Origin of the sequence: Halogeometricum sp. S1BR25-6 (genome assembly GCF_031624495.1) — an archaeon.
In the GTDB taxonomy this organism is placed as follows: domain Archaea; phylum Halobacteriota; class Halobacteria; order Halobacteriales; family Haloferacaceae; genus Halogeometricum; species Halogeometricum salsisoli.
This window is the reverse complement of sequence record NZ_JAMQOP010000002.1, coordinates 224,044-236,938: the sequence shown is the minus strand read 5'-3', so window position 1 is coordinate 236,938 and position 12,895 is coordinate 224,044. Positions and strand designations below refer to the sequence as shown.

The 12,895-nt window shown below is 65.8% G+C and carries 13 protein-coding genes; 5 read left to right on the top strand and 8 right to left on the bottom strand.

Going from position 1 to position 12,895, the window contains the following annotated elements; all coding sequences use genetic code 11:
• The first annotated feature begins 85 nt into the window (after nucleotides 1-85).
• The 3 genes from NDI76_RS11170 to NDI76_RS11160 all read left to right on the top strand — a co-directional run bounded on the left by NDI76_RS11170 (nucleotide 86) and on the right by NDI76_RS11160 (nucleotide 2,256).
• The gene (locus NDI76_RS11170; RefSeq protein ID WP_310924156.1) at nucleotides 86-295 is read left to right on the top strand and encodes a dodecin; all 210 of its coding nucleotides are present in this window, start codon (nucleotides 86-88) and stop codon (nucleotides 293-295) included.
• Nucleotides 296-347: 52 nt separating this feature from the next.
• Nucleotides 348-1,736 (top strand): bifunctional metallophosphatase/5'-nucleotidase, encoded by a 1,389-nt coding sequence (locus NDI76_RS11165; protein ID WP_310924155.1) that lies wholly within the window; start codon nucleotides 348-350, stop codon nucleotides 1,734-1,736.
• Nucleotides 1,737-1,836: 100 nt separating this feature from the next.
• Nucleotides 1,837-2,256 (top strand): universal stress protein, encoded by a 420-nt coding sequence (locus NDI76_RS11160; RefSeq protein ID WP_310924154.1) that lies wholly within the window; start codon nucleotides 1,837-1,839, stop codon nucleotides 2,254-2,256.
• A gap of 58 nt (nucleotides 2,257-2,314) precedes the next feature.
• Here the strand turns inward: NDI76_RS11160 and NDI76_RS11155 are convergent, their stop codons facing one another.
• Nucleotides 2,315-3,304 carry a mechanosensitive ion channel family protein gene (locus NDI76_RS11155; RefSeq protein WP_310924153.1) on the bottom strand — a complete coding sequence of 330 codons (990 nt, stop codon included), beginning with the start codon at nucleotides 3,302-3,304 and terminating at the stop codon, nucleotides 2,315-2,317.
• Between the two features lie 101 nt (nucleotides 3,305-3,405).
• Between NDI76_RS11155 and NDI76_RS11150 the strand changes: the two genes are divergently transcribed.
• Together NDI76_RS11150 and trmB are read left to right on the top strand one after the other, a co-directional pair.
• The gene (locus tag NDI76_RS11150) at nucleotides 3,406-4,146 is read left to right on the top strand and encodes a proteasome assembly chaperone family protein (RefSeq protein ID WP_310924152.1); all 741 of its coding nucleotides are present in this window, start codon (nucleotides 3,406-3,408) and stop codon (nucleotides 4,144-4,146) included.
• A gap of 532 nt (nucleotides 4,147-4,678) precedes the next feature.
• Nucleotides 4,679-5,740 (top strand): HTH-type sugar sensing transcriptional regulator TrmB, encoded by a 1,062-nt coding sequence (gene trmB, locus NDI76_RS11145; protein WP_310924151.1) that lies wholly within the window; start codon nucleotides 4,679-4,681, stop codon nucleotides 5,738-5,740.
• A gap of 15 nt (nucleotides 5,741-5,755) precedes the next feature.
• Here the strand turns inward: trmB and NDI76_RS11140 are convergent, their stop codons facing one another.
• From NDI76_RS11140 to NDI76_RS11110, 7 genes are all read right to left on the bottom strand, one after another.
• Nucleotides 5,756-6,622, bottom strand: a complete 867-nt coding sequence (locus NDI76_RS11140) for a DUF8054 domain-containing protein (RefSeq protein WP_310924150.1) — start codon at nucleotides 6,620-6,622, stop codon at nucleotides 5,756-5,758.
• Nucleotides 6,623-6,693: 71 nt separating this feature from the next.
• On the bottom strand, nucleotides 6,694-7,797 hold the full coding sequence (locus tag NDI76_RS11135; RefSeq protein WP_310924149.1) for a Gfo/Idh/MocA family protein: 1,104 nt from the start codon (nucleotides 7,795-7,797) through the stop codon (nucleotides 6,694-6,696).
• Between the two features lie 72 nt (nucleotides 7,798-7,869).
• Nucleotides 7,870-8,073 carry a DUF8005 family protein gene (locus NDI76_RS11130; protein ID WP_310924148.1) on the bottom strand — a complete coding sequence of 68 codons (204 nt, stop codon included), beginning with the start codon at nucleotides 8,071-8,073 and terminating at the stop codon, nucleotides 7,870-7,872.
• A 68-nt stretch (nucleotides 8,074-8,141) separates the two neighbouring features.
• Nucleotides 8,142-9,332, bottom strand: coding sequence for an ABC transporter ATP-binding protein (locus NDI76_RS11125; RefSeq protein ID WP_310924147.1), 1,191 nt, complete (start codon nucleotides 9,330-9,332; stop codon nucleotides 8,142-8,144).
• A gap of 4 nt (nucleotides 9,333-9,336) precedes the next feature.
• On the bottom strand, nucleotides 9,337-10,299 hold the full coding sequence (locus tag NDI76_RS11120) for a carbohydrate ABC transporter permease (protein WP_310924146.1): 963 nt from the start codon (nucleotides 10,297-10,299) through the stop codon (nucleotides 9,337-9,339).
• 1 nt (nucleotide 10,300) lies between these two features.
• Nucleotides 10,301-11,251 carry a carbohydrate ABC transporter permease gene (locus NDI76_RS11115; protein ID WP_310924948.1) on the bottom strand — a complete coding sequence of 317 codons (951 nt, stop codon included), beginning with the start codon at nucleotides 11,249-11,251 and terminating at the stop codon, nucleotides 10,301-10,303.
• Between the two features lie 123 nt (nucleotides 11,252-11,374).
• Complete coding sequence (locus NDI76_RS11110; protein ID WP_310924947.1) at nucleotides 11,375-12,853, bottom strand: extracellular solute-binding protein; 1,479 nt, start codon at nucleotides 12,851-12,853, stop codon at nucleotides 11,375-11,377.
• Nucleotides 12,854-12,895 lie beyond the last annotated feature (42 nt).

Below are 12,895 nucleotides of genomic sequence, written 5' to 3'. Positions count from 1 at the left end.
GCCGCCAACTACATGATAATTCAGACCCTCGTCTCCGTACGGGCAATTCGCGGACGGCGCCTGCCCGCAACAGCGGACTAACATAATGGTATACAAGAAGATCACACTCATCGGGCACAGCGACGAGAGCTTCGACGCGGCCGTCGACAACGCCGCAGACCGCGCCGAGGAGACGCTCGACAACGTCCACTGGATCGAAGTCGAGAGCATGGGCGTGGAGATAGCCAGCGTCGAGGGACGCCAGTACCAGGCCGAGGTCGAAGTCGCCTTCCAACTCGAAGGCGACGGCGAGTAACCGAACCGCTCGACCGACGGCTTCATCTTCTCCGCGGCGTCACGACCGGTGTATGCCGCGTCTCCTCCACTACTCCGACATCGAGAACGTCTACGACGACCCGGTCCGCGCCGGGCGCCTGGCGGGTCTCGTCCGCGCCCTCGACGGCGACGACGCCCTCGTCTGCGGCACGGGCGACACCACCGCACCGGGCGTCCTCTCGCTCATCGAACGCGGCCGGCAGTCGCTGGAGTTCTTCGATGCGGTCGGAGCGGACTTCGACACCTTCGGGAACCACGACTTCGACTACGGCCCCGACGCGACGCGCGGTATCGTCGCCGACTCCCCGCAGACGTGGGTGTCGGCGAACGTCCGCGACGAGAACGGCGAGCGGTTCGACGAGACGGTGCCGCACGCGGTCCGCGAGGTGGACGGCGCGCGCGTCGGGTTCGTCGGCGTCACCGACCCCGCGACGCCGTCGTTAAATCCGATGGCGGCCGACCTGACGTTCGAGGACCCCTACGAGGCCGTAGAGCGCGAGGTGGAGGCGCTCCGCGACGCCGGCGTCGACCGCGTCGTCGTGCTCTCACATCTCGGCGGCGGCGACGACGAACTCGCCCGGCGCGTCGACGTCGACGCGGTTCTCGGCGGACACGTCCACGCGGAGCGACGCGAGTACGTCGACGGAACGCTGCTCCTCCGACCCGGCGCGAACGGGCACGTCGTCTTCGAGGTGGAACTGGGCGCGGGCCGCGAGGGAGGCGACGCACGCGCGACGGCGACGCGTCACGAGACGGCCGACGCGCCCGTCCACGAGGCCCTCACGGAACGACTTCGCGGGCGCGTCGACGCGGCGGGGTTGGACGAGGTGGTCGCCGTCGTCGATGAGCCGATGGACCGCTCGGAGGAGACGGTGTTCGGCGGCGAGTGCGCCGTCGGCAACTTCGTCGCCGACGCCTACCGGTGGTCGATGGACGCCGACGTGGGCCTGCAGAACAGCGGCGGCATCCGGAACGGCCCGCCCCTCGACGGCGAGGTGACCATCGCGGACCTCGTGAGCGTCATCCCGTTCGAAGAGCGCGTCGTCCTCGCGGAACTGACCGGCGCCGAACTCAGCGCCGTCCTGCGCGAGTGCGCCGCCGCGACGGTCGACTTCGGCGAACCCAACTGGTGGCAGGGCCATCTGAGCGGCGTCGAACTCGTCTGGGACGACGACCGGGAGGCCGTCGTCTCCGCGCGCGTCGGCGGCGAACCAATCGACTCCGAGGCGACGTACGAGGTGGCGACGGCCGATTACCTGCTCCACAGCGACCACGAGTTCCCGACTATCGGACCGCGCCACCGGGCCGCCGAGGGACGGATTCAGCACGAGGTGCTCGCCGACTACGCCCGCGAGTTCGGTCTCGACGCCGGAATCGACGGGCGAATCAGACGCGTCTCGGGGTCCGCCGCGGACGACTGAGCGGAGAGTCGGCTGCCGGCGATAGGCGGAGTTCGCCCCCGCGCGGCGGTCCGTGCCGAAGGGGAAACGTTCAGGCGGGCGGGCGCCGTCTCCTCCGACGATGACGCGAGTGGTGGTCCCCGTCAGGTACCCGCTGACGAAGCACTCGAAAGCAACGCTCTCGGAAGCGGTCCGCATCTCCGAGGAACGCGAGGCCGAACTCACGATTCTCCACGTCGACCTGTACCAGGAGAACCGCGGGGTGACGAGGGCCGAGTTGAAACGCGCGATAGAGCGGGAGTTCGGCCGACTCGAACGAACGCGGTACGTCATCCGACGCGGCTTCCTCGTCGAGGAGACCATCCTCGAAGAGGCGGCGGCCGAAGAGGCGGACATCGTCGTCATCGGGTCGAAGCAGGCGAGTCGCTGGCGGCGGATGCTGCGGCGCTTCCTCGACGACCCCGACATCGAGACGTACCTCAGACAGAAACTCGACTGTACGGTCATCACGGTTCGACCGGACCAGAAGAGCGAGGCCTGAATCCCCTCGGAACCGTCGGAACCGTCAGAAACGGTCGGACGACGGGGCCGACGGCCGCTCAGTTCCGCTCGCCGTCGCGGCCGCGCCGGTCTATCCGCCCGCCGGCGTCGGACCACGACTCGTCGGGTCGCTCGCCCACCTCCGCGCGGAGCGACCCGCTGGTGTCGTCGAAGACGTGGTGTCTGTGCGGGTACGCCGCCTCGACGTCGGTTTCGTCTTCGAGCAGTCGGTACAGCCGCGACTGCACGCGCGAGCGAACGGTGAGGAGTTTGTACGGTTTCTTCGCCCAGTAGCGCAGCGTCACCAAAATGCCGCTGTCGCCGTACTCGTCGATGTACGCCGTCGGCTTGGCGGGGTAGCGGGCGCTTCCCACTCGGATGTCCGGACCCCCCTCGACCACCATGTCGACGTCGCTGGCGGCCCGTTCGAGCAGTTCCCGCGTCCGCGGGATGTCCGATTCGTACGTCGCCAGAAAGCCGAGACGGAGGCGGACGCGTTCGTCCTCCGCTGAGTAGTTCGTCACCAACCGGTCGCGGATGGAGGAGTTGGGGATGACGAGAAAAGTATTGTCGAGGGTGAACATCTTCGTGTAGCGGATGGTTATCTCGTCGACGAACCCCTTCCGGCCGTCTTCGAGTTCGATCATGTCGCCGACCTCGTACGGTTGGTCCGCGAGGACGAACAGGCCGTTGATAGCGCTCCCGACGATGGGCGCGAGGACGATACCGACCACGGCGGAGAACACCCCGACGGAGATGGCGATGTTGCCGAATTCGAGGCCGGCGACGACGCCCGCCGCCACGAGCGAGGCGAAGACGGTCACCGAACGGACGAGGCGGAGGACGACCTGTGCGACGCTCTGCCGGCGGAACCGTCTCGCCACGGGCCGACCGATAAGTCGGACGACGTAGCCCGAGAGGGCGTAGCCGACGAGAAAGACGAGGACGGCAGCGACGTAGTGCGCGCCGGGGAAGAACAGGAAGTCCGGGAGCAACTGTCGAACGAACTCCTCGCCCTCTGTCGGCGTCGGCGCCGGGGTCCCCTGCATACGCCGGACCACGGCGGGGTCCGAGAAAAAGGGCCACCACTCCGGACCGGACGTCGGCAGCAGGGTGAAGCGCTAAGTCCCCGCCGGTCTTCGCCCCGAACATGCTCGGTCGCTTCAGACAGACACCAGATTTCGCCATCTCCTCCGACCAGTCGCCCGGAGAAACGCTGCTCGCCGGCTTCTCGACGTTCGGCCTCGCCGGACTCACGGCCGCGGATTTCGTCGTCGACCAACTCGAACTCGAAGAAATCGGTCACCTCACCGTCGAGGGCCTGCCCGCGGTGACCCCGTTCGAGGAGGGGCGTCCGCGACACCACACCCGACTGTTCTCGCGGCCGGACCTCGACGTGACCGTCCTCGTCGGCGAACTGTTCGTGCCGGCGGCCGCGGGCGGGGCGTTCTCCGACGCCGTCTTGGAGTGGACCGAACAGAAGGGCGTCGACGAGATAGCCGTCCTCTCGGGCGTTCCCATTCCGCACAGCCACGCCGAGCACGAGACGTACTTCGTGGCCACCGACGACTACCGGGAGCGCCGGTTGGCCGACACGGAGATTCCGCCGATGGGTCGCGGGTTCTTCGACGGGACGAACGCCGCTCTCGTCGAACGCGGCATCGACTCCCCGCTCGGCGTCTGCGTCTACATCACGCCCGTCCACGCGCAGGTGCCCGACGTGGACGCCGCCGTCCGCCTCGTGGAGGCCGCGGAGTCGGTGTACGGACTGGGACTCGACGCCGACCCCCTGGAGGCGTTCGCCGGCGAAGTGCGACAGCACTACGCCGAACTCGCCGAACGCCTCGAAGCGCGCGAGGAGGAGATGCCCGAGGACCGGATGTACATGTAACACCACCGTTTTGCTGTGTTAACGGACAGCGAAGCTGTCCGTGCATCCCGAAAATCTTCGATTTTCGGAGACGTCGGGCTTCCTCGCGGGCCTTCGGCTCGCTGTGGAGAGCCCTCCTTGCAAAAATCTGGACCATCACCGGAAAGCAGAGCTTTCCGGTTAGCAGTCAGACGGCTGTGCCGTCTGACGGCACCGCCAGAAATCGGAGATTTCTGGCTGTTCAGCCAGAACGCGCCGCGTTCTGGCGACAAAAAGATGCCGCGAGACTCGCGTTCGCTCGCCTCGCGGTGCAATCGCTGAGAACGACCTCGGAACACCGATTCGACGGCGAAGGGCGGTCCTCTAGAAGAGACGGCCACAGTGTAACCGTCCGAAACGGCTTCCCCAGTCGACGCACTCGATGCGTCCGTCTCCGCTCCGCCGACCCATACCCCGTCCAGACCGTTCGAACGTTATATACCATCGTGTTCCGAAGGACAGTGCTACTCAATTAATAGTAAACATCAAGGGGGTCCACAGAGAGGGGTGAGATATGGCAGACGAACTGCGGACGACGATGGAAAGCGTCGGCGAGCGGTTCAACCTCGGCGAGTACGAGATAGAGGCGTACCTCGCCGTCCTCGAACACGGGGAACTCACCGCCTCGGAGATCGCCGACCGGACCGACATCCCGCAACCCCGCGTGTACGACACCGTCCGAAGCCTCTCGGACCGCGGCCTCGTCGAGCTCCGCGAGTCGCGCCCGATGAAGATTGTCGCCGTCGACCCCGACGACGCGTTCGCGAACGTGAAGACCTCGTTGGACGACCTCATCTCCGAACTGGAAGCCCGCTACACCGCACCCGCCCGCGACACCGAGGCCGTCTCGCTCGTGAAGTCGCGGTCGACCATCCTTCGCTACATCGAGGAGATCATCGAGAACGCCGAGTACGAACTCATCCTGTCGTTGACGCCGGACCTCCTGCGCCGCTTCCACGACGAACTCGCCTCGGCCATCGACGACGGGGTGAGCGTCGACCTCCTCATCACGCCGCTCTCTCGCGCCCCCGACCCGGCGGAGTTCGACTACCTCGAAGTCGCCACCATCGCGCGCGGCCGACGGGGCATCACCACGCCCGTCCTCGCCGTCGCCGACGGCGAGTACTCGGTGTACGCGACGCAGGACGCCCTCCGCGACGACAAGGACCGCTACGGCGTCATCTTCAACCGCTCGGCGCTGGGCTTCCTCGTCAGCGGCTTCTTCGGCACCGTCCTCTGGACGACGGCCGAGACGCTGGCGGCCAACGGCAAGCGCCGCCCGTTCCCCCGCCGCTACGCCTCCATCCGTCGCGCCGTGAAGGACGTGCGCGAACTCGGCGGGGAGTTCTACGCCTCCGTCTCCGGCCGACACGTCGAGTCCGGCGACTCCATCGTCGTCGAGGGACGCGTCAGCAGGACCACCTTCGAGGAATCCGAAGAGGTCGCCTCCTTCGAGATGGAGACCGAGGACGGCGTCCTCGAAATCGGCGGTCTCGTCTCTGCGCTCGAAGACGTGGAGGCCCAGGAGATAATCCTCGGCCGCGACGAGGTCCCGGACCGAAAACAGTTCGTCTGAACCGCCCGACCCGCGCTACGCGGCGTCGGCGTCGGTGTCGGGGCCGGTGTCCGACTCGGCGTCCGCGTCTTCCTCACCCGCTTTCTCCTCTTCGAAGACGTACAGCGTCTCTCCGCAGTCCGCGCAGGCCAGTATCTCGTCTTCGGGGTCGTCGTACACGCCCATCGTCCCGCCGCAGCAGTCCAACGCCGTCGTCCGCTCCTCGACGGGACCGCCGCAGAGCGGGCAGGATTCGAGGAACATCCGGAGCGGCGCCGTCGCCGGCGCGCGGACCGACTCAGGCACGTCGAACGCCGCCATCGTCCGCACCGCGGCGGCGTCGCCGACGGCGTGCGCCCGCGAGAGCCAGATGGAGTCCCGTTCGCCGTCGACGGTGATGCCGCCGTAGTCGACGCCGCCCTCGGCGTCGAACGGGGCGGCCTCGGCGACGGCGGCCGCCACCGCCTCGTCGCCGCGGTCGCGCAGCGACGCCATCTCCGCCTCCCACGCCGACCAGAACTCCCCGGAGAGATACAGCGCGCCGTCCTCGTCCTCGCGGAGGACGCCCGCCTCGAACAGCGCGAACAGCACCTGCTCGCCGTCTTCGCCGCCTAACTCGTCGGACTGACGAGTCTCGCCGCCGTCCGGGGCGTGCTCGAAGAGGTGCGAGAGGCCGAGTCGGGCGACGAGTCGCGGGGCGAACTCGGGCGTGCCGGGGACGACGTAGCCGCGCAGGTAGACCAGCGCCCCGCCGCCGACGGCGGCGAGGAGGGCGACGGTCGTCGAGAGCGGCCAGAGGACGACGGCCGCGGCGAGGAGGACGGCGACGTTGACGGCCGTGCAGGGCCAACAGCGTCGCTCGCCCGTGTAATCGGGGCGACGAATCGAGTCGAGAAGCGACATAGGGTACCCTGGCGGCGAGACCGACTTATGACTTTCCCGACGGGTCGGACCGAACTCGGAGTCGGGGGGGCTCAGTTCTCCGGCGAGGAGTTCTCGACGGGGGAGTCGACGTCGGCCAACTGGACGGCCCGGCCCGTCTCCGAGGAACGGTAGATGGCGTCGATGACGCGTTGGACCTGCAGGCCCTCCGCGACGGTGTTCATGCCGGGGTGCTCCTCGGTGCGAACGGCCTCCAAGAACAGTTTCTGCTCGGATTTGTGGGTGTCGTTGGCCTCCGTCTCCACGTCCGTGTCGGTGAGGTGGTTGTTGCCGCCGACGCCCGACTCGTAGAACGTCAGGTCGTGGCTCGCGCGGTCGTAGCGGGCGCCCGCCTCGGTTCCGAGGACGTAGAACTCGTCGTTCGTCGGACGGTTCGACGCCCACGCGACTTCCAAGGAGACGGTCCGCCCGTCCGCACAGCGGATGAACGCCGTCGCGGAGTCGTCGACGTCGAAGCCCTCCGGGCCGATGTCCTCGCCCCACATCTCGACGAAGGCGTAGTCGTCGCGGTTGCCGAAGTCGGCGCGGGTGACGGCCGACACCTCCTCGACTTCCGGGTAGTCGAGGAAGTACAGCGAGAGGTCGATGGCGTGGACGCCGATGTCGATGACGGACCCGCCGCCGGCGACGTCCTTCGAGGTGAACCACGACCCGCGGCCCGGGATACCGCGGCGGCGGACGTAGTTCGCCTCGATGTGTTGCACCTCGCCGAAGCGGCCCTCGGCCTGGTAGCTCTTCAGGATGCGGACGGGGTTACCGAAGCGGTTGTTGAAGCCGACCATGCAGACACCTTCGGCGTCCTCGGCGGCCGCGGCGATTCGCTCCGCGGACTCGAGCGAGTGCGCCAGCGGTTTCTCCAGGAGGACGTGCAGACCCGCTTCGAGGGCGGCGACGGCGTACTCCTCGTGGAAGCGGTTCGGCGTCGTGATGATGACGGCGTCGACTTCCTCGAACAGTCCCTCCTTCTCCTCGTGGGTGGGGACGCCGTACTTCTCGGAGAACCGGTTTCGGGCGTCGGGTTGGATGTCGAGGCCGCCGCCGAGGTTCGCACCGATTTCTATCAGACGGTCCGCGTGGTAGTGTCCGATGTTGCCGAGGCCGACGATGCCGACGCGCGTTGGAGTCCCGGAGGTCATATCTTTTAAATTACTATCTGGGTTGTTAAGTTTCTCGTTGCGGCATCGTTCCCACGGTGGGAACTGTCACCTTCAGTACAACTGTCGTTCGCGCTCCTCACGTTCGTTCTCCTCTTCTTCCTGTTGTTTCAGTCGGCGACGCCCCCGGAGGTACTGTCTGGTTTTCGGGATGATGACGTTCTTCAGGTCGAGGGCGAAGGAGACGATACCGTACGCCCAGAAGAAAAACAGGAACGTCATCCCTCCGATGTAGAGCCACCCGAGTTCGGTAACCATACCCGTACAACGGCGCGGCGGCACTTAGGTCCGGTGCCGCGGCGGGAAAAGCGACCGCCGACGGTCGACTAGTCGTCGCTCTCGGCGGCCGTACCGCTGTCCGTACCGGTGGGCGCCGTCGCCGCGAGGCCGTGCGAGATGGCGTCGCCCGTCTCCGTATCGAAGAGGTGTACTTTGGTCCGGTCCAAGACCACGTTGACATCCTGCTCCTCCGAGATGTCCGAGTCGGGGTCGACGCTCATCAGCAGTTGGTCGGTCATCCCCCCGCGGGATTCCTCGTCGAGGTCCACCGTCGCGTCCTCGCTGAGCAACAGGTAGACGAATATCTCGTCACCCATCGGTTCGAGCACGTCCGTGATGGCCTCTATCTCCTTCGTCGGGTTAGCCAGCGACCCCGCGTCGTTGAGTGTGTAGACGTCCTCGGGGCGGATACCGAGCGTCACGTCGTCGCCCGCAGTAGCCCCCACGTCGGCGGGGTCGAAGTCCACTTTGACTTTCTCGCTTCTGAACCCGCCCTCGGTTACCTCCCCGTCGACGAAGTTCATCGCCGGACTCCCGATGAAGCCCGCGACGAACAGGTTCGACGGCTCGTTGTAGCAAACCAGCGGCGGGTCTATCTGCTGGAGTTGACCGGAGTCGATGACTGCGATTCGGTCGCTCATCGTCATCGCTTCGGCCTGGTCGTGCGTCACGTAGATGATGGTCGTGTCCAGTTCCTTGTGCAGGCGCTGGAGTTCCGTCCGCATGTGGACGCGGAGTTTCGCGTCGAGGTTCGCCAGCGGTTCGTCCATCAGGAACACTTCGGGGTTCCGGACGATGGCGCGGGCGATGGCGACGCGTTGTCGCTGCCCGCCGGACATCTCGTCGGGCATCCGGTCGAGCATGCCCTCCAACTGGACGATGTCGGAGGCGCGTTCGACGCGTCGGTCGATCTCCTCCTTGTCGTACTTCCGGAGGCGGAGGCCGAACGAGATGTTATCGTACACGTCCATGTGGGGGAACAGCGCGATGTTCTGGAACACCATCGCCACGCCCCGGTCCTTCGGCGGGAGGTTCGTTACCTCGTGGCCGCCGATGGAGATGGTCCCCTCCGTGGGGATGGTCAGACCGGCGATCATCTCCATCGTCGTCGACTTGCCGCACCCCGACGGACCGACGAGACAGACGAACTCGCTGTCCCTGATTTCGAGGTTCATGTTGTCGACGGCCGTTACGTCTTCGTACCGTTTCGTCACGTCTTCGAGGTTTACTTCTCCCATTGAATTACTCCTTGAGTGCGCCCGCAGTCAGTCCGCTCACGATGCGTTCCTGTGCGACGATGACGAGAATCGCGACGGGGAGAACCCCAACGATGCTCGCCGCCGCCATCAGGTTGTAGGGGGTGTCGAACTGCCCCTGGTATTTGAGGATGCCCGCGACGATGGGCGCCCACGAGGACGCCTCGCCGTTGTTCATCAGGAACGAGAAGAAGAACTCGTTGTAGACGCTGATGAACGTCAGGACGCCCGCCGTGGCGACGCCGGGCGCCGACAGCGGGATGATGACGCGGAACAACGCGCCGAGTCGGGTCGTCCCCTCGACGCGCGCGGCGTCCTCCAGGCCGTCCGGAATCTGCCCGTAGAACGTCGTGAGGATGAAGATGGACAGCGGCATGAACAGCGCGCTGAACGGCAACACCATCGGTGCCGGCGTGTTGAACAGGTCCGGCGACGAGACGGTGATGGGGCCGAGCACGAGGGTCGTCCCGCCCGTGAACAGTTGGAACAGCGGCAGGAAGAACGCCGCCGGCGGGAAGTACGAGATGGCCAGGATGGCCAACATGAGGAAGCTCCGGCCGGGGAACCGCAGACGGCCGAAGACGTAGCCCGCCAGACTCGCCAACAGGAGCACGACGATGGTCGTCGTGAGGCCGAGGACGAAGCTGTTGAACATGTACAGGTGGAACGGCACCCGTTCGAACATGGTGACGAACACCTCCGGGTTGAACCCCTTCGGCAGCAGCCCCATGTTCGAGATGAGGTTGTTCGGCGTCAGCGCGAGCACTAACAACCAGTAGAACGGGAACAGCGTGGTGACGAGGAAGAACACCGTCGCCACGTAGAACATCGCTCTGTAGGCGCGCTTGGGGTTCTTGATGACCTTGCCCACCCACGTTTCGAGCGGTCCTCGCTTTATCTCCGCGTCTCGGTTCGTCTCGAACGGGTCCTGTTGATTGTCGGTCGCCATCTTAGAATCCCTCCTCCGCATCGGCGAACTTCACGAGGTACACCGAGACGACGATGCCGATGAGCGCCGCCGTCACGAACGCCACCGTCGCGGACGTGGCGTACATCGAGTTGTTGAACGTCGTCACGACCAGACACGACAGCGACGGGACGGTCGTACATCCGCCCATCGTCTCGATGATGCCGTACACGCGCATCGCGCCGATGGTGCGGAACAGCATCGCGACCAGCACCGTCGGGAGGATGAGCGGGAAGGTAATCATCTTGAACTGCTGCCAGTTGGTCGCGCCGGAGACGCGCGCCACGTCGTACAGCGAACGGTCGATACTCTGCAGGCCGGCGAGGATGAGCAGCGCCATGAACGCCGTCGTCTTCCAGACGTCGGCCACGATGATGAGGAACAGCGAGTCCGCCGTGTTACGGAGCGGCGTGAAGCTGAGCCCCAGCGTGTTCAGGAACGTCGGGTTCTGCTGCGTTCCGATGAGAAAGCCGATGTTCGGCTGGAACATCAGGTACCAGATCATCCCCTGGATGACGATGGGCACGGCCCACGGGATGATGATGGCCACGCGGACCCACCGTCGGCCGCGGAAGTCCTGGTCGAGGACGAGCGCCTGCACGAAGCCGAGAATCGTCTCGAACAGGACGCTCACCGCGGTGAAGATGAGCGTCACCATCAGCGCGCTGGAGTAGATGCCCGTCACGAACGGGAACGACGAGGAGAACTCCGGCAGGAACGCCGACGGGAGCGCGAAGTCGCGCGCGCCCGTGAACAGCGCCACGTAGTTCTGGAGGCCCACGAACTGACCCAACCGCGACGACCCCGTCAACTGGTCGGCGAACAGCGAGTAGCTGAACGTCTGTATGAGGGGGTACAGCGCGATGAGCAGCAGTATGAGCAGCGCCGGCGAGAGCAGGAAATAGGCGAACTGTGTCTCGGATAACGACTCCATCCACCGAACGGCGGAGACGTACGGACCGCTTCTGGAGCTATCCCGAAGCGTGTCTCCTGAGTCTTGTTCTGTTGCCATGATAAATGATAACGTTTCGCGGGTGACTTATCTCTATCCGATGCTTTACTGGCTGTTTTCGATCTGCTGAAGCGTCGACTTCAGATCGGACATCGCCTTCTCGGGCGCCTTCTCCTGTGCGTACGCCGCGTTGACCTCGGTCGCTATCTGGCTGGACTGCTGCGGCCAGACGACCGTGACCGGTCGGGGGATGGCGTTCTCGCCGGCCACCTTCAGCTGCTGCGTGTAGCGGCCGATGACGTCGACTTCGGACGCCTCCTGGGAGTCGAGCAGCGACGGTCGCGGCGGAATCCACCCCTGCAGACCGAAGTTCGCGAGCGCCGCGTCCGGTTGCATCAGCGCGCGGAGCACCTGCACCCCGGCCTGCTTCTTCTTCGAGGGGGCGTTCGGGTTCATCGCCATGTGCCAGCCGCCGAGGGCGGCCACGGGGCCGCCCGTCATCGGGTACTGGGCCTCGTCGGCGGTGACGCCGTACGGGATGGGCATGACGCCGAGGTCCTCGCCGAAGACGTCCTCGGCGCCGTTGATGGTGATGGAGTACGGCCAGTTTCGGTGCATGATGGCGTCGCCGCCCGTGAACGGCTTGCGCGACGGCTCCTCGGTCCACTGGAGCACCGCCTCGGGGGCGATGTTGCCGGTGATACCGTCGAGGGCGTGCTCGTCGTCCTCGCCGTTGATGAACGTCCGGACCATCTTGATGGAGTCGATGACCGGTTGCTCGTCGACGGTGACGGGTCGGTCGCCGATGGGTCCGAACAGGTTCTCCTCGGGGTTACCGAAGTACGCGCCGCCGTAGGAGGTCATGAACTCGTTGAAGTCACAGCAGGAGAGCCCCTCGTACACCGACGCCTGGAAGGTGTACCCGTACTGGGTGTCGGAGTTGGCGTTCATCGCCTCCTTCGTGACCTTGGAGAACTGCTCCCACGACATCGACTCCGTCGCCCACGTCTCGAAGTCCGAGTCGCCGTAGCCCGCGTTCCGGAGCAGGTCCTTCCGGTACTGCATCGTCGGGAAGTCAGGGAACATCGGGATGCCGTACAAGTCCCCGTTCTCGCCCTGCGCCGTGTTGACGCTGGCCTGGAAGTACTCGTTTTCGACCGTCGAGACCATATCGTCCGGCAGCGCCTCAGAGAGGTTCTGTATCTGGTTTCGGGCGATGAACGGGATGGTCCACCCCGAGTCCATGAGCAGGAGCGTCGGCTCCTCGCGGCCCGAACCCAGCCACTGCTGGTACTGGTTCTGCCGGTTGTTCGTCACCTGCGACCCGGCGATAACCTCGACCGTGATGTTGTCAGCCAGACCGCCCTGATTGTGGAGAATCTCGCGGATGCCCTGGATGTTGTCGGACATGCGCGAGTCGCCCGCAATCTGGACGGTGATGTCCTCGGTCACCTCGCCGGTGTCGATGGCGGTTTCGGTTCCGGAGTCGGTGGAACCGCCGCCGTTGCCCTCGCCGCCTCCGTTCGTGCTGCTGATACAGCCCGCCAGACCGACAGCAACACCGGAGCCACCTGCCGCCTTCACGAAGCGCCGTCGCGAGACGCCACCGAGCTTCCGCCTACCCTC

Coding starts and splice junctions, on each gene's coding strand:
- NDI76_RS11170 (WP_310924156.1), top strand. CDS start 86: ATGGTATACAAGAAGATCACACTCATCGGGCACAGCGACGAGAGCTTC.
- NDI76_RS11165 (WP_310924155.1), top strand. CDS start 348: ATGCCGCGTCTCCTCCACTACTCCGACATCGAGAACGTCTACGACGAC.
- NDI76_RS11160 (WP_310924154.1), top strand. CDS start 1,837: ATGACGCGAGTGGTGGTCCCCGTCAGGTACCCGCTGACGAAGCACTCG.
- NDI76_RS11155 (WP_310924153.1), bottom strand. CDS start 3,304: ATGCAGGGGACCCCGGCGCCGACGCCGACAGAGGGCGAGGAGTTCGTT.
- NDI76_RS11150 (WP_310924152.1), top strand. CDS start 3,406: ATGCTCGGTCGCTTCAGACAGACACCAGATTTCGCCATCTCCTCCGAC.
- trmB (WP_310924151.1), top strand. CDS start 4,679: ATGGCAGACGAACTGCGGACGACGATGGAAAGCGTCGGCGAGCGGTTC.
- NDI76_RS11140 (WP_310924150.1), bottom strand. CDS start 6,622: ATGTCGCTTCTCGACTCGATTCGTCGCCCCGATTACACGGGCGAGCGA.
- NDI76_RS11135 (WP_310924149.1), bottom strand. CDS start 7,797: ATGACCTCCGGGACTCCAACGCGCGTCGGCATCGTCGGCCTCGGCAAC.
- NDI76_RS11130 (WP_310924148.1), bottom strand. CDS start 8,073: ATGGTTACCGAACTCGGGTGGCTCTACATCGGAGGGATGACGTTCCTG.
- NDI76_RS11125 (WP_310924147.1), bottom strand. CDS start 9,332: ATGGGAGAAGTAAACCTCGAAGACGTGACGAAACGGTACGAAGACGTA.
- NDI76_RS11120 (WP_310924146.1), bottom strand. CDS start 10,299: ATGGCGACCGACAATCAACAGGACCCGTTCGAGACGAACCGAGACGCG.
- NDI76_RS11115 (WP_310924948.1), bottom strand. CDS start 11,251: ATGGAGTCGTTATCCGAGACACAGTTCGCCTATTTCCTGCTCTCGCCG.